We start from the raw sequence: 20155 nt of genomic DNA, 5'->3' as shown, positions 1-20155 counted from the left end.
AAACTATGGCAAACGTTCGCTTACAAGGCATTACGCGCAGATTTACTAATACCACTGCCATTGAGAATATTACCTTCGAGGTGCCTGATGGAGAATTCTGGGTGATGGTGGGGCCTTCCGGTTGCGGTAAATCGACGATTTTGCGAACGATTGCTGGTTTGGAAACTGCCACTGGCGGTAATCTCTACATCGGGGATACTTTGATGAATGGTGTCCCCGCTAGGGCCAGGGATGTGGCGATGGTATTCCAAAATTATGCGCTTTACCCGCACATGACGGTAGCCGAAAATCTGGCTTTTGGTCTGAGAATGCGCTCTTTTGAGAAGAAAATGGTTCGAGAACGGGTGGAAACGGTAGCGCGATCGCTCGATATTTCCCATCTTCTGGATCGCAAGCCTAAGCAACTTTCAGGAGGACAGCAGCAGCGAGTAGCGTTGGGGAGAGCGATCGCACGTCAACCCCAAGTATTTCTCTTAGATGAACCACTTTCTAATTTAGATGCTCAGTTGCGAGATGATACGCGGGCGGAACTCAAGCAGCTACATCAAAAAGTGGGAATTACTACTATTTATGTCACCCACGATCAGGTAGAAGCGATGACTTTAGCCGATCAAATTATAGTGCTAAATCAAGGTCGGATTCAGCAAATTGGCGACCCTCAAAATATTTATGCCAGACCTGCTAATCGGATGGTGGCGACGTTTTTAGGTAGTCCGCCGATGAATATTTTATCCGCGACCTACACGGGTGAAGTTTTTCAGATAGGCAACGAATCTTTACCTTGTCCGTTTGCGCTTCGCAATAAGTTAAAACTCCCTGAAGGGAAAACTTTTGATTTGGGAATTCGTCCGGAGCATATTTGGATTGAACCGCAAACGCCCCCTGAAGAAAAGGAATATGGACAGTTAGTTATTGAGGTGCATGTTGTTGAACCTTTGGGGAGGGAGATTCTGGTTCGTGGGCGTTTGCCGGAATCTGGTGTTGTGGTGAATTTTCAGGCGGGTGCAGATTGGCGGGGTCGTCCGGGCGATCGCTTGACCATCCAACTCGACCTGAATCAGCTGTTTGTCTTTGACTCCACCACTGGCGACACTCTCTATCCTTAGAAATTTAGTGATTTTTAACAGCTAGAGAAATATTTCTCTACAATTTGCAAAATTTTCTCAGATGCACGTCCATCGCCAAAAGGATTAATCGCTGTTGCCATCTTTTGATAGGCATCTGGATTACTTAACAATTGGGTCGCCGCAGCCAGAATTTGATTTGAGTCGGTTCCCACCAATTTTGCTGTACCTGCTGTTACAGCTTCTGGTCTTTCTGTGGTTTCCCGTAAAACTAGCACTGGTTTACCTAAACTCGGTGCTTCCTCTTGTAATCCGCCGGAATCTGTTAACAGCAAGTAACTGCGTTGAATTGCGCCTACAAGCTGCGCGTAATCTAAGGGTTCTGTTAAAAAAACTCTCTCGTGAGTTCCTAAAAGTGCTTGTAACGGTTCTCGCACTGTCGGATTTCGATGCAGGGGTAACAATAAAGCTGCATCGGGAAACTTATCTAATATATGTAGAAATCCCTCTGCAATTCCTTGGAGTGGTTCCCCCCAGTTCTCCCGGCGGTGAACTGTTGCTAGAAGTACGCGGTATTTACTCCAGTCCAAACCGGGAATGTCGCACTCTGGCTGACTTTTCGCCACCGTCAGCAAAGCATCAATTACTGTATTTCCAGTTTGGTGAATTTCACCCGTCACTCCAGAACGTTGCAGGTTTTCCACCGCCAGCGATGTTGGCGCAAAATGCAGTTGGGTTAGTTGGGAAATCAGCCTTCGATTGGCTTCTTCTGGATAAGGATTAAATAGATCGTCTGTGCGTAATCCCGCTTCTACGTGACCTACGGGGATTTTTTGGTAAAATGCCGCCAAAGTAGCTGCAAAAGCTGTGGTTGTATCACCTTGAACTATTACCATCTGTGGCTGCAACTGTCCAAATATGGCTTCTAGTCCCCGCAAACTGCGAAAGGTAATATCTGTGAGAGTTTGCTGACGTTGCATGATTTCTAGATTCCAATCAGCACTCAGTCCAAATAGCTGCATCACCTGTTGAACCATTTCTCGATGCTGACCAGTCAAAACTACCTGAGTTTTAAAATTGGGCGATCGCTGGAACTGCTGGATAACTGGTGCCAGTTTAATCGCTTCCGGACGGGTTCCCAGAGTGATGCAAATCGAAAAAGGAGATGGGAGCATGGAAATTTAGGTCATTTGCGAGTAACAGGAATTGCGATCGCTTCCTTTATATGGTACTTGATGCGGTTTTTCGCACTTCGGACGCATACAAAGTTGTTCGCTTTTCCCAATCCTATATAAAGATTCTCCTACGAAAAGACCCGGCAGATGCCGGGTCGTTGAACTGTTGCAGACAACACACTTTCTTTAGATGAGCGTTCACAATTTATTCATTTGTTAGGAATCTAGATCGCAAGTTAGTGGGCAAGCTGCATACACTGAAGTGTGACGAGGATTTGCTTCACCATGCAGCCAGTGCAACCAACGCACTTCTTGAGGATGTACTCCCTTGAGAGTTAACAATGCCGCACCAGCGACAACTGCCAAAATATTTGCTCCAATCAAGGCTCCTGCCACCAATAATACAGCGCTCACAGGCAGTACAGATTGTAAAGCGATCGCCAGCATTGCGCCTACCGTAACCATGAGGACAACCAACGGGAACCCTACAACCAGTAAGCAAACCGTTAAAGTAAAAGTCCAGATCAAAAAGCTTTTGATCGTAGATAATGAATAACCTTTTCCCAAACTTTGGTTCTGAGTCAGTTGCATGATTTTTTTCTCCTGATAGCCAAACAACGAATTTATATGTAGAAAATGACTTTTAATCGATCCTTGCGGACTCGACCAGCGTGAAAATTAGTATAGTTAATCCTTTTCTTAAGATGAGCTTATCTTTACTAAAATTTACACTCAGTTCAGATTATTTATGGCTGCAAAATTTTCAGCGTCGGCTTATTGTAAAGCGCAAATTATAACCACCATCCCCCTAAAGATATAGGTTTTCAAGAGTGTTAGGATTTCAGCTTATTTTATAGGCAGGCTAAAAAGACGCGATCGCCCATATAACTTCTATACAACCAATCCAACACCATTCTGCTTAACATATCTTATGATTTTCAATAAATATTCTCATAATTAAGCTCATCTATGAAAGGGACTGGGGAGGGGGTAACTGGGAGAAAACCTCCCATCCAAAATCCCAAATTGAACAATCCCCTGAAAAGAAAGAATTTTTTCCGGTGAATGTTACTCACCCCCTAGTTTTGGGAAAACTACCAATAGGAGTGCTTAAAACTCCTACAACAGCAGCCAAACCCTCGAATCGCCTCTGAGGACTGCCTTGAGGAAACGTCTTCGCGGGATGAAAGTGCGCTTTATTAATTGATGTAAATTTTCTAACAGCGGTATTTGAAAGATGACAGAACCCCAGCGTCCACCGATGTCACCGCCCCCTCCACCCCGCGTCCCCCCTGCACCACCGCCGGGAATGCGACCTCCAGCAAGGGATGCAGCTGCCACCAGTTCCACTCAGCAGCAGCCAATGCAAACCGTGGAAATGTCTTCGACACAAAGAACCGCTGTCGCAGCTCCTCCGCCTCCCCCCAAAGTTCCACCTGGGATGCCGCCTGGGATGCCGCCTGGGGTGCCACCTTCGGGGCGACCAGCTCCTCCGCCTTCCTCGGCTGCACCAACTGTTGTAGCTCGCACACCGGCAAAACCTGTAGGCCCTAGTCCGGGCCAACCAACATTACGGGAAATCGTCGTCAAGGCTCATGAAAATGGAATTTCCGACATTCACGTAGGTGTATCTGAAGTTCCGCGCTTCCGCAAGCGGGGCGATATGGAAACGACGGATTATCCGTTAACGGATGAAGCAACTTTTATGAGCTGGTTGCGGGAAGTGATGAGCGATGCTCAGATTCGGGAATTTGAAGAACGTCTAGACTTTGACGGGGTAACGCAGTACGAGTTTTCGCGGGCGCGGATCAACGTATTTGGTTCCATGCGCGGGCCGGCGATGGTAATGCGACTCATCCCGAACAATATCTTGACGATGGAGCAGCTACGGTTGCCAGAAGTATTTAAAGATATTTGTCATTACCATAAAGGGTTGATTTTGGTGACAGGGCCAACAGGTTCTGGTAAATCTACCACGATGGCTGCCATGATTGACTACATCAATAAAGAAATGGCAAAGCACATCATCACCATTGAAGACCCGATTGAATTTGTTCATACCAGTCGCAAGTCTCTAATTAAACACCGGGAAGTCGGTTTAAACACCTTGAAGTTTGACAACGCACTGAAAGCAGCGTTGCGGGAAGACCCCGACTTGATTTTGGTGGGGGAAATGCGTGATAAAGAAACGGTTAACACTGCCCTCAAAGCGGCTCAAACTGGTCACTTGGTAATGGGAACGCTACACACCAACAGCGCTGTGAAAACGATTGAGCGGATTCTCAATCTTTACTCAGCTGAGGAGCAGCATTCTATGAAGATTGCGATCGCTGAGTCCCTTGTATCCATCATTTCCCAAGGTTTGTGCAAAACCACCGATGGTAAACGTGCTGCTTTCCACGACATCCTGATCAATACTGAGGCGATCAAAGATTACATCAAGGAAGGTAAGTATGAAGAGATTACCGGAATCATGCTTGCCTCCAGTTTTGACGGCATGATTACCATGAATAGAGCGCTCCTCGACCTCTATCAAGAAGGTAGAATTACTGAAGAAACTGCCTTGGAAATGTCGCCTACTCCTAACGAGATGGCTCAATTCCTCCGAGGACGGGTATAGCAATTAAAAATGTAAAATTAAAAATTAAAAAAGAAGAGCTTCTTCTTCCATTTTTAATTTTTAATTTTTATTCTTTTGGCGCATTTCCTTGACCCAATACCAACTACACATCCCCCAGTTGTTCAAAGGCATTGCCCTGTTTACACCAGGGGGGGATTTAATTTATTGTATTGACTCGACTAAGCAGAACCACTGGCACCTGCATTTGTGTGCTGGACTTCAAGAAATGCTGGGGTTACAGGAGCCTCCTCATTTTTTAGTGCCAGCGTACACTGCCACAATCGATCGCTGGTTTGCTCCTTATACCCAAGAATTGCAGGTTGCGGCTGAAGTCTATCCGCCAGTGCGACGGCATCAGGCATTACTGAATGGGGTTTTTCAGACTGGCGATTGGCAAAATTGGCAAATTGCTCCTTGGCCCCCAGAATTAGGCGACCCGATTGTACTAGAAACTTATCGCGACCAATTTCCCCAGCTTTGGGAAAACCACGACTTGATCGTGCGCTTGGAACGAACTGGTTTCCAACCTTCATTACCTACAGTCCCGACTCGTGGCTATGTCCTGCGCCTGTTTGTTTCCGGACATAATGGAACCACTGAACGGACTCTCCAAAGTTTGCACCAGCTGTTAGAGCAATCTCTTGGTCATCCTTACACTTTGAAAGTTATTGATATCTTCAAACACCCAGAGCAGGCAGAGTCTAATCATATCTCTGCAACACCCACCCTTGTTCGGGTCTGGCCTCAGCCTGTACGAAGGATTGTTGGTGATTTGGATAATATTGAAAGAGTGCTACAGGTACTCGGCGCTGTGGATTTATAAATTTTCTCTTGTTTATCTCGTTGCCAGTCTCTGGTTGGCAATGTAAATCTAGAGGCTCTGCCTCATCTGCCAAACATTACGGAAGGCTCTGCCTCCGAGAATAGCATTCCCTGGCCCAGCCAGGGAATGAGAAATTTAATTTTCATAAGCCGCGGGAATACAGACATCTGGCGCACACAACCCTGGAAACTTTATGGTTGTGACACTCAGCGTGGCGAGATTGACACAACGGATAGCATGGTTATTAGTATCCGCAATGTATAGATTGGAACCAACGGCACTTAGTCCTGATGGCTCAGAAAATCGTGCGCTGGTGCCTTCACCATCCTGAAATCCTGCCGTGCCTCCCAAAACAGTTTCGCAAATGCCGCTTTTGGGGTCAACTCGCTTAATTTTGTGGTTGTAGGTATCAGCTACCCAAAGGGAATTTTGGGCATATTCAACACCTAGACAGTGCTGGAGTCGCACGTCGTAGCCTTCACCATCAACATCTCCAAATCCAAATAGCTCACCGCTGCCGCAGACAGTTCGCACTTGAGCTTGTTTGCCTAGTCCGACACCGCGAATTGAACTAATTTCGCTGTCGGCTATGTATAATTCTTGGCCATCTGTAATGATGCCGCTGGGTTGGGAAAAGGCAGATTCGTCAAGATTTCCATCCACGCATGATTCTGCACCTGTGCCTGCATAGGTGCTGACGGTGCCAGTTTCTAGCTGCATTTCCCAGATTTGGTGAGGGCCAGCCATAGCGATAAATAGGCTATTTCCCACTTTTTCTAAATCCCAAGGGGAATTTAACTTAGTTTCTAGTCCAGCACCACTGTGGGGGCGAATTTGATGGCTTTGTTCGCCAGTACCAGCAATGGTTTGCACTTGCTGATTTTTGAGGTCAACTCTACGTATGGCGTGGTTTTCGGTGTCGGCGACATAGAGAATTTGATTCTCGGTATCTAGTGCCATGCCTTGAGGCGCGAAAAACTGAGCTTCGGTAAAGGAACCGTCGGTTAACCCTTGTTTGCCAGTGCCAATTATATGTAGCACTTCACCTGCGATGGTACTGGCAACGATGCGGTGATGACCGGAGTCGGCGATGAATAAGCGATCGCCATCCGCTAACACTTTACCGGGAAAAGCCAGGGGTGTCGCCAAGGGTTGCCGCTGTTTTTCCAAAATGGGGCTAAGTTCATGAAAATTAATCGTTCCCTGCTCTTTGTGTTGCTCAATTAGCTGCGAAATCAACTGGTCTAAAGCATCCCGATTTCCTTCCCCAGACATATAGCCAATGACGTAGCTTTCTGGGTCAATCACCATCAAGGTAGGCCATGCACGGACGGCATAGTGTCGCCAAATCGCAAAATTGCTGTCAACTACGACTGGATGCTCAATGTCATAACGCAGGATTGCCTGACGGATGTTTTCAGCTTCTTTCTCGTTTTCAAATTTGGGGGAGTGAACGCCAATGACTGTTAGGCTGTCTTTGTATTTTTGTTCGAGGTATTTTAAATCTGGCAGGACGTGCAGGCAGTTGATGCAGCAATATGTCCAAAAGTCAAGTATTACAACTCGCCCTTTTAACTCTTGGATAGAGAGAGGGCGGTCGGTGTTTAGCCAGGTTTTGTTTTTGGGAAACTCTGGCGCTCTAACGCGGGGAGTCATAGCTTTATTAGTGAGCGCGATCGCATAACTTTACACTCCTTTACGTTAGCGAAACTGTGCTTGACTGCTTTATACCGGGAGTGCGATCGCGCAAAAAATGCTGAAAAATGTCAATGTATCGTTAAAATCCGGGAACCCTGAGTTTAGAAGCTTACGTTAAGCCGGCTGGTTGTGACTCAGCCGAATCTTCTGGAACTTGCTCGCGCAAGGCGATCCCAAAGCGGCTTCAAGGGAAGCGATCGCATCCAATATTAAATTACCGCCACAATTAGAGACTTTGCTGAATCAAATCAATCGCTTCTGGTTCAATGCCTGAAAATTGCTCAGTTAGACGGAGTGACAACACCAGAAGAAGCCAAGGTGATAGATACCATTACTGAGAGATTTGGCATTGAGCTTGATTTGGTTACAGTTTCGCTAGTTTAGCGCGGGAGGGTTTAGAGAATCAGAGAATGCGATCGCACTCTCTGATTTTGACCCAGTTTTTCTAAGGTTATCAGCCTCCTGACTCAGCCTCCTCCATCTCCTCAGCTGCGGGAGAAGGTTCTGGTGTTACTGGTGTTGCTGATTTCTTGAAGAAGCTGCTGGGGATATCTGGTTCAGTTGGGGCTTGGATAATCCTTGGGGTTGGGGTTGGAGAAGTTTTTGGCAGGAAGATTTCCTTAAAATCCACTTTGGGTTTGGCTTCCGATGATGTTGTCGAAGGTACTGCATCTGGTGAACTCTCTGGCTGAGGCTCAACCAAATCAGGAGTCACTGCTTCAGGCGCTGGTGATGGCACTATATCCGGTAGCGTTGGCGGCAAGCTGGGGGAAGGAGTAACAACACCTGCCTCTGGTTCAGGAGCTGTTTCTGGTGCCAAGGGTTCTGGCGAAGGCGTTTCGATAACTTCTGGCTCTGTCGGTGGCAAGCTGGGAGCAGGTGTCACCTCCTGGGAAGGTTGCCGCCGGAAGCGATTGAAGAAGCCGCCTTTAGGCTTTTCTACCTGTTTTGTCTGGGTCGGTACTGGTTCAACTGGGGGAATCAGTTCTACTTCTGGAGTTGGAATCGGCGATACTTCCGGTTCTGGTAAAAACTCTGGTAGCGGAATTGTTTCTGGTTCTGCTGGTTCCGGAGTCGGCGACTCCATCACCTCTGGCAATGTAGGTGATGGGACTGGGGCAGATTTACCACGGAAGCGATTGAAAAAGCCACCTTTGGGTTTTTCTACCTGTTTTGTCTGGGCCGATAAGGGTTCGGCTGGTCTTGTTGGCTGTACTTCTTCCGGTTCTGTTGGTATCTCTTCCTCTATCTGAGGCGTAGGTGTTTCTTCAACGCTAGGAGTTTGTAACGGTTCCGGTGTCGGGGTTGGCGTTGGTACTGGTGTCGTAGCGGTGTAGCTGGGGTTTACAATTCCCCGAACTTGATCTGCTGAGAGTTCGCCCCGCACAATCTTGTCAAGGGTATCTTTGCCTTTGGGATCGTAGGTTATCAGCCGGACTGTGTTGTTAAACACATTGTTAACTGGGTTTCCCTTCTCATCCAGAAACTCTAGTTGTACCCAGTTTTTCCCTTGGTTAAAGCCGTTGAGATAAAGCGGTTGCCATCTGTCTAGAACAAAGCTTTGACCATTTACTGTGACCCGTACTCGCCAGTCAGCAATGTCGTCTTCAGGATTTTCCTTCGCAACTAGGTGCAGGGGAGCGTTGGTCAGATAGAAATCGAGCATGATTGGCTCGGCCCCATAGCTGCCTTTAGGACGGCTATAGGTTAACAGTGGCTGTTGAGGATCGGGGTTGTTGCCTGCTGTCTTGGTGAACAGGTGAAAGGTAGTTTGGGCGTAAGCGCCTTCATTTTTGAAGCTCTCATGCCAAGGACGGGAGGCAAAGACTCGCAGGGTATGAGTTCCGGGAGCTAAATCTTCAAAAACTAAGGGTTTGTTTAAGTCGTAAACCGCCTCATAAGGTTGGTTGTCAAGGATTACGTGCAGATGCGGGCCTAGACCAAAGTCAGGGTTTTTGAAGATTGGCAAGTCCTGAACCTGGAGCCTTACCTCAACTTTGGTGTCTTGAATAATTTCATCTGCCTGGGGGCTGAGAATACTTACTTGCGGCTGATAAGCTTCCAAGGCTGGACGCAACTGTTGAATGACTTCTGGCGGTGACACTTCTGAGACTGCCCCAGAGGCTAGGGAAGATATGCCTTTGGAGGCAGGATCTGACGGTTTCGGGGAGGCTTTGCCACACCCCGCTAAACTTCCCACCAATACTGCTGCCATCAGAAATGAAACTAGCACTCTTACGGGTTTCCACTGGCGATTCATGCCCAACACTCACTCCTACTCTTTGCGCGACAGCTGCCCATAGGGAAATATAGCCCAAAAGCATGAATCTGACCGCCGAAATCTAGGGAATTTCCGTAGATGGTAAGGAAAAAAATACCAGCTTTAAATGAGCTGATAATTTAGTTTTGTAAACTAAATTTAACGCCTCTTGACTTTGTACCCCTGATTATGGAGGTGCAAGCTAAGTTGCATAAACGATTGACCAAATTTGAATTATTGTTAAGTCCATCGGAATAGGCTGTAATTCAAGACCTATCATCTACAAGATAGAGGGTGTGGTTTTGAATCCTTCCCTCTGTAGTGAACCCTTTAAAACGGGCATTACATAATTCGGGGAAAGTGGTTCTTCCCAGCCAGCTTTCCTGCCCCCATTAAAATCAACTTTGTTGAATGGGACAGTTCTCGTTCCTTGTCTAAAGAGAGGAGAGTCCTCATGACAATCAGTCCTCCGGAGCGGGAGCAAAAGGTAAGGGTAGTAGTTGATAAAGACCCGGTACCAACTTCTTTTGAGAAGTGGTCGCAGCCCGGTCATTTTGACCGCACCCTTGCTAGAGGGCCAAAAACCACCACCTGGATTTGGAACCTTCACGCTCTCGCCCACGATTTCGATAGTCATACAAGTGACTTAGAAGACGTATCTCGGAAAATCTTTGCGGCGCACTTTGGTCACTTAGCCATTGTCTTCATCTGGCTAAGCGGTATGGAATTTCATGGCGCTCGCTTTTCTAACTACGAAGCTTGGCTAGCCAATCCCCTTGGAATCAGGCCTAGCGCTCAAGTTGTCTGGCCAATCGTAGGTCAAGATATTTTGAATGCCGATGTGGGCGGTGGCTTCCACGGAATTCAAATTACATCCGGCTTGTTCCAGGTTTGGCGGGCGGCTGGCTTTACAAACACATTCCAGCTTTACTGCACTGCCATTGGTGGCTTGGTAGCAGCCGCTCTGATGCTGTTTGCTGGCTGGTTCCACTATCACAAGCGTGCTCCTAAACTGGAATGGTTCCAGAACGTGGAGTCGATGCTGAACCACCACCTAGCAGGATTGCTAGGTCTGGGATGCTTGTCTTGGGCAGGTCACCAAATTCACGTGGCCCTACCCACCAACAAGCTGCTGGATGCGGGAGTGGCTATCAAAGATATCCCCCTGCCCCAAGAGTTCATTTTGAACCGTGACTTGATGGCGCAGCTGTATCCCAGCTTTAACCAAGGGTTAACGCCGTTCTGGACTTTGAATTGGGGTCAGTATGCTGACTTCCTCACCTTCAAAGGTGGCTTAAACCCAGTCACTGGAGGCTTATGGCTGACAGATACAGCCCACCATCACTTGGCTTTGGCGGTGCTGTTCATCATCGCCGGTCATATGTACCGCACCAACTGGGGAATTGGTCACAGCATTAAGGAAATCCTAGAGAACCACAAAGGCCCCTTCACAGGTGATGGTCATAAAGGTCTCTATGAAAACCTCACAACCTCCTGGCACGCTCAGTTGGGTATCAACCTAGCTATGCTGGGTTCTGTGACCATTATTGTGGCGCACCATATGTACGCGATGCCTCCGTATCCGTACCTCGCCACTGACTACGCGACGCAGTTGTCCATATTCACCCACCATATGTGGATTGGGGCATTCTGTATCGTTGGTGGAGCAGCTCACGCTACCATTTTCATGGTGCGGGATTACGATCCGGTTGTGAACCAAAACAACTTGCTGGATCGGGTGATTCGTCACCGGGATGCAATCATCTCTCACCTCAACTGGGTATGTATTTTCCTGGGCTTACACAGCTTCGGTTTGTACATTCACAATGACACGATGAGTGCCTTGGGCCGTCCCCAAGATATGTTCTCGGATACAGCAATTCAGCTGCAACCGGTATTTGCTCAGTGGGTGCAGAACTTGCACACGCTGGCTCCCGGCGCTACCGCTCCCAACCAGCTTGAGCCAGTTAGCTATGCCTTCGGTGGCGGCATTATGGCTGTAGGTGGCAAGGTAGCGATGATGCCACTTGCGCTGGGTACGGCGGATTTCATGATCCACCATATTCACGCCTTCCAAATTCACGTTACAGTGCTGATTCTGCTGAAGGGCTTCCTGTTTGCTCGTAGCTCTCGTCTGATTCCAGACAAGATGAATCTCGGCTTCCGGTTCCCGTGCGACGGTCCTGGTCGTGGCGGTACCTGCCAGGTTTCTGGTTGGGACCACGTTTACCTGGGTCTGTTCTGGATGTTCAACACGATTGCGATCGCGGTTTACCACTTCAGCTGGAAAATGCAGTCGGATGTGTGGGGAACAGTCAACGCCGATGGTACGGTGGATCACATAACTGGTGGCAACTTTGCGATGAGTGCCATCACGATCAACGGCTGGTTGCGTGACTTCCAGTGGGCGCAAGCCGCTCAAGTGATTCAATCCTACGGATCAGCTCTCTCCGCTTATGGTCTGCTGTTCCTGGGCGCTCACTTTGTCTGGGCATTCAGCTTAATGTTCTTGTTCAGTGGTCGTGGCTACTGGCAGGAGTTGATTGAATCCATCGTTTGGGCGCACAATAAACTAAAAGTTGCCCCATCGATCCAGCCTCGCGCTCTGAGCATCATTCAGGGTCGGGCTGTGGGGGTTGCTCACTTCCTGCTGGGAGCAATCGTCACGATATGGGCGTTCTTTGAGGCGCGAATCCTATCAATAGGATAAGTCAGGACTGAGTAATGAGTGCTGAGTAATGAGTAGAACTTGCTTAGTTCTCAGCACTCTGTACCGATAATTGAGGATACTATGGCGACAAAATTTCCCAAATTTAGCCAAGACCTCGCTCAGGACCCGACGACACGTCGGATCTGGTACGGGATTGCAATGGCTCACGACTTTGAAAGCCATGATGGAATGACGGAGGAAAATCTTTATCAAAAGATTTTTGCTACCCACTTCGGTCAACTGGCAATTATTTTCCTGTGGGCTTCCAGTCTCCTGTTCCACGTCGCCTGGCAAGGTAACTTTGAGCAGTGGATCAAAGATCCGCTAAATGTCCGTCCCATCGCTCACGCGATTTGGGACCCACACTTTGGTCAACCGGCAGTAGAAGCTTTCACCCAAGGTGGTGCAAACTTTCCTGTAAACATTGCCTATTCTGGTGTCTACCACTGGTGGTACACCATCGGGATGCGGACGAATAATGACCTATTCCAAGGTGCAGTATTCCTAATTTTGCTGTCTGCGATCTTCCTGTTCGCAGGCTGGCTGCACCTACAGCCTAAGTTCCGTCCCAGCCTGTCCTGGTTTAAGAGTGCTGAGCCTCGGCTGAACCACCACCTGGCAGGTTTGTTTGGAGTTAGCTCTTTGGCTTGGGCAGGTCACTTGATTCACGTTGCTATCCCCGAATCTCGTGGACAGCACGTAGGTTGGGATAACTTCCTGACCACGCTACCTCACCCAGCAGGCTTAGGCCCCTTCTTCACCGGAAATTGGGGTGTGTACGCTGAGAACCCAGATACCCCAGGGCAGATTTTTGGAACTGCACAAGGTGCTGGAACAGCGATTCTGACATTCTTGGGTGGCTTCCATCCTCAGACACAATCGCTGTGGCTGACGGATATGGCTCATCACCACCTAGCGATCGCTGTTATCTTCATCATCGCCGGTCACCAGTACCGGACAAACTTCGGAATTGGTCACAGCATCAAAGATATGCTGAACGCCAAAAACTTCTTTGGCACCAAGGTCGAAGGGCAATTCAACCTGCCTCACCAAGGTCTGTACGACACCTATAACAACTCTCTACACTTCCAGTTGGGAATCCACCTGGCAGCGCTAGGGACTGCTCTTTCCCTGGTGGCGCAGCATATGTATGCGATGCCTCCCTACGCCTTCATGGCTAAGGACTTCACAACTCAGGCAGCGCTCTACACCCACCACCAGTACATCGCTGGTTTCTTGATGCTCGGTGCGTTCGCTCACGGAGCTATCTTCTGGGTACGGGACTACGATCCTGAGCAAAACCGTGGTAACGTTCTTGACCGGGTACTACAGCACAAAGAAGCGATCATCTCGCACTTAAGCTGGGTATCCTTGTTCTTGGGCTTCCACACCCTGGGCTTATACGTCCACAACGATGTTGTGGTTGCCTTCGGTACTCCCGAAAAGCAAATCTTGATTGAGCCAGTATTTGCCCAGTTCATCCAGGCTTCCCACGGTAAGGTGCTTTACGGCTTCGACACTCTGCTGTCTAACGCTGATAGCGTTGCCTCCACTGCGGGTGCTACTTACTTACCAGGCTGGTTGGATGCCATCAACAGTGGCACTAACTCCCTGTTCTTGACAATTGGCCCTGGCGATTTCTTGGTTCACCACGCTTTCGCTCTTGGTCTGCACACCACCACCCTGATTTTGGTCAAGGGTGCGTTGGATGCTCGTGGCTCCAAGCTGATGCCCGATAAAAAGGACTTCGGCTTTGCCTTCCCTTGCGACGGCCCTGGTCGGGGCGGCACCTGCGAAATTGCCGCATGGGATGCCTTCTACCTCGCCGCGTTCTGGATGCTGAATACCCTTGGTTGGGTAACTTTCTACTGGCACTGGAAGCATCTGGGTATTTGGCAAGGCAACGTAGCTCAGTTCAATGAGTCTTCTACTTACCTCATGGGCTGGCTGCGCGACTACCTCTGGCTATATTCCGCTCAGCTGATCAACGGGTACAACCCCTACGGCATGAATAACCTGGCGGTTTGGGACTGGATGTTCCTCTTCGGACACCTGGTTTGGGCTACTGGCTTCATGTTCCTGATCGCTTGGCGTGGTTACTGGCAAGAGTTGATCGAAACCCTTGTCTGGGCGCACGAGCGCACTCCTCTTGCGAACTTGGTTCGCTGGAAGGACAAGCCCGTTGCTATGTCCATCGTCCAAGGTCGTTTGGTTGGTCTAGTTCACTTCGCTGTGGGCTACGTCCTCACCTACGCTGCCTTCCTCATTGCCTCAACTGCTGGTAAGTTCGGTTAATCTAGCTGAAACTAGCATTTGTAGGTAAATAAATAAAATCCTCTGCCTTCGGGTAGAGGATTTTTTACTTAATTGGCTTACGTTTGGGTTTGGCAAGTTTCCTCGCCGATTGGTCAAAATTTTTCTTTCAGAAAGCGCTTTAGCATTTACGGTATGGATTTACTAAGATTTCCTTATGTATTTAGTTTTTTATATTAGTTGGACACCACTCACTACGCCTTCAATTGTTCCGTTTGTGGAAACAGCATACGACGTTATCTGAGGTATCTTCCTTCTCTTGCAAGGTCTTCACCACATCCGGTAAACGAGTTTATTATGGAAATTTATTTATTTTATAAATTAGGCTAGTATTCTAAAATGCCCTTATTAAATAATGATATGCAATTCCAACGGATATAAAAAAAATATGGGTAAAACTGTAGAAACTGAAGAGAGTCATTCAAACTTTATAGTTAATGAATTAATCAAAATTCAAGAGCAGAATATTGATTGTAGTTTATGGCAATTTAGAAGCTTAATCAGTGCAAATCAATATCGTCGGCTTTATCGCATATTCTTAAAATATGTTGTCCAAGGAAGTCAAGTATTAGATTGGGGTTGTGGAAACGGACATTTTTCTTATTTTCTGGTGAAATCTGGCTATAAAACTTCAGGATTTTCTTTTGATGATTTTTGCCTTATAAAAAGCATAAACAGCTTGGGTTATGATTTTCAGAAAGGAATTTGGGAAGAACCAACAGCTATCCCATATTCAGATAATAAATTCAGTGCAGTTGTGTCTGTCGGGGTTTTAGAACACGTTAGAGAGACGGGAGGAAATGAAATTACCAGCTTAAAAGAAATATTTCGCGTATTGCAGGCTGGCGGCTTTTTTATCTGTTACCATTTTCCAAATAAGTTTAGCCTCATTGAAGCGATCGCGTCCCTATTTCCAAACAAATTCCATCATCAATACCGTTATACGCGCAAATCTATAGAAACTCTCTGTGAAGAAAGCGGATTTGAGGTTATAGAAGTTCAACGTTATGGTTTTTTACCGAGAAATATGTGGGGTGTATTTCCACTCGCCATTAGAAATTCCCGCCTCCTAGCGTGGATTTGGGATTTTCTGGATGATATTTTGACATATCCGTTTTCTTTGCTGTGCCAAAATTACCTGTTTGTAGCTAGAAAACCTTTGTCAAAATCATCCCAATTATAAATAGAAAGAATATAGGCACGGTTTTTTCGCCTAAGTAAAGGAAGCGATCGCATCTTAGTCATGTTTGCGGAAACGCGATCGCTTACTCCTCCACAATCTCCACCAAGTCTTCAATCATGACATCAAACGTCCGCGCCAACTTTTGCAGAGAAATAAAGTCAATTGTTGCGATTTCTGAACGACGGGCATAGCTTTTCACTGTATTGTAGATTACTCCGGAACGTTCGGAAACCTCCTTCAGAGTCCAGCCTTTCTCCGCCGCCATTTCTCGAATTTTCAATCTAACTAAACCCATACTTGACGCAAGGTGCAGATGCACCTTATGATAATTAAATCTTAAAAGCGATCGCCCCCGGTCTGGCAAACTAAAGTGCGATCGCTGCAATGCTCCCAATTAGGGAAAGCACCTACTATGTTATCAACACATCAGCAGACTTCGCTAGAAATTACAGAATCAAAAATTATTCACAAATCGGGAATTGTGCATCCCTTGGCTCGATTTGTAACCGAAGAGACAGCTGCGCTGCTGTTCCATCTCCAGCCAGAACAGATTTACAAAATTACCTGCTGGCGGCACGTCGTTCACGTACATGGCAAAGGCGTAAGTCGGTTTGTCAGCTATGCAGACTTTCCGCCGATTTTCGGAGTCGAGGCACCAAGGGAGGCAGATATGGTGCGGTGGCGCCAGCGGTGGCGAAGAAAGTGGAAAATCAAGCAAGCACCGCCCTTTTGGACAGAATTTTACGCGCATCAGTTCAAGAAAGCGACATCAAGGGGGAAATTATTGGAGTGGGGCAAGTTGGTAGCTATAGTTAAATCTGCCTTGTCGCAGGTAGCACTGCAACAACTGCGACAAGTTTATAACCAAGAAAAACTTGGCTGGGAGAAAATTTCAGCCAGTAGCCTTGTCTAGCATATAAAGAATGCGATCGCATTACCGAAAAATTCCTGACTCCAACCAATAATCCCTGTCAAAAGAAGGGAGAGTGTCAAGGAGTCGAAGAGAATGGGAGATCCTTATCTGTTGGCAGCAAGCTTATTAACCGGGGGGCAAATGTTAACCCCGCCGCCACCAGCATTACCATTAAAGGGGACAGACACCCTGTTAGCATTAAATTTAGCCCAGTCAAATGCCTTTGAGCCTCTTGTCACTCAGAAAATAATCCCCACAGTTGAAATAACCTCCCCTGAATTCAGTCAGCAGCGGTTTAGTCCCCAAACTGAAACGCCACCGATAACCCCAATATTGGCAGCAGCAGCTACAGAGATATTACCCAGTATCGAAGCTTTAGTGAACCCTAAGCCAGCTACCCTCTTACCCAGTTCTGGAACTCAACTTTTTTACCAAAGATTAGCAGCCCTCAAAGCAGGCAAAATCTATACTCGGATACCTGCTGATAGCTTCCAGTCAACTTGGCTAAAGGCAAGGACAAAACCCACCTACGAGCAATGGAAAAGCCTACTGGCAAAGGAAGCCAAGGCAGTTGCTGAAGGTCAGGGTTCAAATCGTCTAGCAGTATTAGTTGGCGATTCTATCAGTTTGTGGTTTCCCACAGAGCGATTACCTGCTGGGAGTTTGTGGCTGAATCAGGGAATATCTGGCGATACTTCCCGTGGCATTTTAAAAAGATTGTCTGTCTTTTCCCAAACTCGACCAGATGCCATTTATGTCTTGGCAGGTATCAATGATTTACGCCAAGGTGCAACTGATGAGGCAATTTTGAATAATCTCCGCCAGATTGTCCGTCGCTTACGGCAGAATCACAAGAGCAGTTCAGTCATCGTCCAATCTATTCTTCCTACCCGGCTGGATTCCATACCAAATAGTCGGATTCGTAACCTTAACCAACAACTTGCTGACCTTGCTCAAAGAGAGGGTGCAGGCTATCTAGATACCCATTCTCGCTTTAGCGATATTGACGGGAACTTACGGCTAGACTTGACGACAGATGGACTGCATTTAAATCGTCGCGGATATGAGGTGTGGCAATTGGCGCTACAGCAGGCAGATTCCTGGGTGGCGGTGAATCGCCCGACTCGTGCTTATAGTTCTGTGAGGCGGTAGAGCGATCGCATATTGCATCCTTATCAATGAAGATAGAGCCTTTTAAACTCGTTCCCAGTCCCCATCAGGGAACGAGTTTAATTTCTGAAAAAAAAATCAGAGCGATAAAGCTCTGATTTCAACTCTGAATTCAATTGAATTTGCAAAAAATATTAAAAATAATGGCGTGGCTACCGCTTTGGAGCCAATCAACAGATGAGCTGGCTAGATGACTTGACGAGAAACCAGCTTCTCAATATCAGCTTGGGTTTGCTGCAACAGCTGTTCTCGGCTATCAGCAGCTCTGGTGAGAGTGGGAACTAAGTTACGGGCTTGCAAAGCCATGTGAAGTTGTAGATGAGCAACGTACTCACTAAAGTCTTCACGAAATGAAGGGGTTGAGGATTGATTTAACTGCACGTTGACTGTGTTCTCCATCTTGATCTGTCAGCCGTTTGTCACCTTAAAGAAGTTATCACGCTGTTCCTACTCTCTTCTTACTTTGCAATGAAGTTTAACCGTTTGCCAGGAAAATCATGAAGAAAAGTTAAAGATTTGCCCCAACTGTTTAAACTTCCTTGCTTTATCCCTCACAAACCTGGCTAACAGCTAATGGGAATTCACCAATTAGCAATTAACCGCCAATTCCCAAACTTCCCGCCAAGCCTGGAGTCAGGGGTAGGAGAGTCGCCACCATCAAGAACAGAGCCAATAACCCCAAAGCGGCTCGTGCATCATCGGGTTCAGAAATCTCATTCAGGCTAGGGCGTTCTAAACTTCGCTGCAAGAACAGAATCACAATTCCCCAGTACAGCAGCAAAGGATTCGCCGGATTCACTATTGAGATAATCCCCAGCAAAATTAAAGTTGCTACCGTAGCGCGGCGGGCAATTTGCCGCCCGTAGATTGCCTGAACAATTCGCCCGCCGTCGAGTTGTCCAGCTGGCATCAAGTTAAATGCACTTACCACTAAACCCAACCAACCGATAATCGTCAGCGGGTGGACATCAACCAGAGTTTGCTGGAGGGCGGAACCAAGGACGACTCGCGCCAGCGTTCCCACCAAAATCGAACCTTGGAAAAACTGAGATGGCACTTGAAACAGGCTGCCTTCATGGGAAAGGATTAAACCTGCGATTAGCATTAACAGGGAAATAATACCACCAGTAGCAGGGCCAGCTAAGGAGATATCAAATAGCACCTGACGATTAGGCAACAGCGATTCAAAGCGGGTAATGGCTCCAAAAGCGCCAATTTGACCGGATGGGATGAAAAAAGGCAGACTCAGACGGATTTTGTGACGACGTGCTAGTAACCAGTGACCGATTTCGTGAGCGATTAAAACTGTCCAGATACCCAAGCTGATGGGTAGAACTTCTTTATATCGGCTCAGGTTGTTGAAGAAATCGAAACCAAGGAAAAGCCCTGCTGTTTCTAAACTGCTGGCAATTGTGGCTATGAACAGAACACCTGCGAGAAGCTTCTGAGTTAAGGTTGCCTTTTGGGGATCATTGCTGCTGGGGAGAACAATGACAACTGGCTTCTCTTCTGGATTTTCTACTAAAAATAGCCGATAGCGATCGCCTAATCTCTCTTCCAAATTGGCAGTCAACCGGGTATGCACTGCATCAGGTTCACCCCGCAGATTACCCCGGAAAATCGCACCCTCTTGATAGGAAATGGTTTCAGTAGCAAAGAATGTATCAATCCCAAAAATTCCTTGAATGCTTTTCAAGTCGTCGTCTGGGATGGGAACTACCTCAGAAGTGACGCGATTTAGTCCATCTGTAGGTGTCTGGGGCGTTTCGATGTCTTCCTCAGACTTATTTTCTGTAGGGTTCGATTCCTGGATCATCTTCACGACTTGCTCCCGCAGGATAGCATCCTGACCAGCGGCACGCAGTTTCTTGCCGATGAAGATGTACAACCCAGCTGAGGCTACCAACATAAATAGGATGCCGACTAGGTTGATATAAATCCCGGCGGCGAACAACCCAAAGAACAACAGCCAGGGAGCCATCAACACGACTGACTGCAACCAGGCATATATTCCCAATTTGCCGAAGGGCTTGGCTCGATAGAAGCCCCAACCCAGGATGCCGAAAGCCACCAGCGCAATTAAACTTGTTGTAGCAGTCTCCGATCCAGTAAACATTTTTTATAAAACCGTGCAGCTAGTAGAGCTAATAAGTCTACTCTAACTGAGTGCGATACCGTTGCAGGTAATGCGATCGCTGTGAGATCCTACAAGTTTTGCTTATGCCA

At 47.4% G+C, this 20155-nt stretch carries 15 protein-coding genes; 8 read left to right on the top strand and 7 right to left on the bottom strand.

Annotated features, from left to right (window positions below; genetic code table 11):
- Positions 1-5 precede the first annotated feature (5 nt).
- The gene (locus tag H6F74_RS11305) at positions 6-1106 is read left to right on the top strand and encodes an ABC transporter ATP-binding protein (protein ID WP_190428187.1); all 1101 of its coding nucleotides are present in this window, start codon (positions 6-8) and stop codon (positions 1104-1106) included.
- 14 nt (positions 1107-1120) lie between these two features.
- Here H6F74_RS11305 and wecB read toward each other — a convergent pair whose 3' ends face one another.
- Both wecB and H6F74_RS11295 read right to left on the bottom strand, forming a co-directional pair.
- On the bottom strand, positions 1121-2239 hold the full coding sequence (gene wecB / locus H6F74_RS11300) for a UDP-N-acetylglucosamine 2-epimerase (non-hydrolyzing) (protein WP_190440770.1): 1119 nt from the start codon (positions 2237-2239) through the stop codon (positions 1121-1123).
- A gap of 216 nt (positions 2240-2455) precedes the next feature.
- The gene (locus tag H6F74_RS11295) at positions 2456-2830 is read right to left on the bottom strand and encodes a hypothetical protein (RefSeq protein WP_190440767.1); all 375 of its coding nucleotides are present in this window, start codon (positions 2828-2830) and stop codon (positions 2456-2458) included.
- Between the two features lie 646 nt (positions 2831-3476).
- On the opposite strand from H6F74_RS11295, the gene H6F74_RS11290 reads away from it, so the two are divergent.
- Both H6F74_RS11290 and H6F74_RS11285 read left to right on the top strand, forming a co-directional pair.
- Positions 3477-4859, top strand: coding sequence for a type IV pilus twitching motility protein PilT (locus tag H6F74_RS11290; RefSeq protein ID WP_190428182.1), 1383 nt, complete (start codon positions 3477-3479; stop codon positions 4857-4859).
- Positions 4860-4947: 88 nt separating this feature from the next.
- Positions 4948-5682 (top strand): circadian clock KaiB family protein, encoded by a 735-nt coding sequence (locus tag H6F74_RS11285; protein WP_190428181.1) that lies wholly within the window; start codon positions 4948-4950, stop codon positions 5680-5682.
- A gap of 135 nt (positions 5683-5817) precedes the next feature.
- Here the strand turns inward: H6F74_RS11285 and H6F74_RS11280 are convergent, their stop codons facing one another.
- Positions 5818-7338, bottom strand: coding sequence for a thioredoxin-like domain-containing protein (locus tag H6F74_RS11280; protein ID WP_190440764.1), 1521 nt, complete (start codon positions 7336-7338; stop codon positions 5818-5820).
- Between the two features lie 496 nt (positions 7339-7834).
- Positions 7835-9640, bottom strand: coding sequence for a hypothetical protein (locus tag H6F74_RS11275; RefSeq protein ID WP_190440761.1), 1806 nt, complete (start codon positions 9638-9640; stop codon positions 7835-7837).
- A 454-nt stretch (positions 9641-10094) separates the two neighbouring features.
- Between H6F74_RS11275 and psaA the strand changes: the two genes are divergently transcribed.
- The 3 genes from psaA (at position 10095) to H6F74_RS11260 (ending at position 15846) form a co-directional block, all read left to right on the top strand.
- Entirely contained in the window at positions 10095-12350 is a 2256-nt protein-coding gene (psaA, locus tag H6F74_RS11270) for a photosystem I core protein PsaA (protein WP_190440759.1), read from the top strand.
- A gap of 81 nt (positions 12351-12431) precedes the next feature.
- The gene (gene psaB, locus H6F74_RS11265; protein WP_190440755.1) at positions 12432-14645 is read left to right on the top strand and encodes a photosystem I core protein PsaB; all 2214 of its coding nucleotides are present in this window, start codon (positions 12432-12434) and stop codon (positions 14643-14645) included.
- Between the two features lie 406 nt (positions 14646-15051).
- The gene (locus H6F74_RS11260) at positions 15052-15846 is read left to right on the top strand and encodes a class I SAM-dependent methyltransferase (protein ID WP_190440749.1); all 795 of its coding nucleotides are present in this window, start codon (positions 15052-15054) and stop codon (positions 15844-15846) included.
- 82 nt (positions 15847-15928) lie between these two features.
- On the opposite strand, the gene H6F74_RS11255 is transcribed toward H6F74_RS11260, so the two are convergent.
- On the bottom strand, positions 15929-16141 hold the full coding sequence (locus tag H6F74_RS11255) for a helix-turn-helix transcriptional regulator (RefSeq protein ID WP_190419470.1): 213 nt from the start codon (positions 16139-16141) through the stop codon (positions 15929-15931).
- Between the two features lie 117 nt (positions 16142-16258).
- On the opposite strand from H6F74_RS11255, the gene H6F74_RS11250 reads away from it, so the two are divergent.
- Positions 16259-16759 carry a hypothetical protein gene (locus H6F74_RS11250; RefSeq protein WP_190440747.1) on the top strand — a complete coding sequence of 167 codons (501 nt, stop codon included), beginning with the start codon at positions 16259-16261 and terminating at the stop codon, positions 16757-16759.
- Positions 16760-16852: 93 nt separating this feature from the next.
- Positions 16853-17911, top strand: a complete 1059-nt coding sequence (locus H6F74_RS11245) for an SGNH/GDSL hydrolase family protein (protein WP_190440744.1) — start codon at positions 16853-16855, stop codon at positions 17909-17911.
- Between the two features lie 204 nt (positions 17912-18115).
- On the opposite strand, the gene H6F74_RS11240 is transcribed toward H6F74_RS11245, so the two are convergent.
- Entirely contained in the window at positions 18116-18328 is a 213-nt protein-coding gene (locus H6F74_RS11240; RefSeq protein WP_190440740.1) for a hypothetical protein, read from the bottom strand.
- A gap of 196 nt (positions 18329-18524) precedes the next feature.
- Positions 18525-20045 (bottom strand): site-2 protease family protein, encoded by a 1521-nt coding sequence (locus H6F74_RS11235; RefSeq protein WP_190440736.1) that lies wholly within the window; start codon positions 20043-20045, stop codon positions 18525-18527.
- Positions 20046-20155 lie beyond the last annotated feature (110 nt).

It is taken from the genome of Trichocoleus sp. FACHB-90 (assembly GCF_014695505.1).
GTDB classification, from domain to species: domain Bacteria; phylum Cyanobacteriota; class Cyanobacteriia; order Cyanobacteriales; family FACHB-T130; genus Funiculus; species Funiculus sociatus.
The sequence above is the reverse complement of the archived record's forward strand: the minus strand, read 5'-3'. Positions and strand labels throughout refer to the sequence as shown.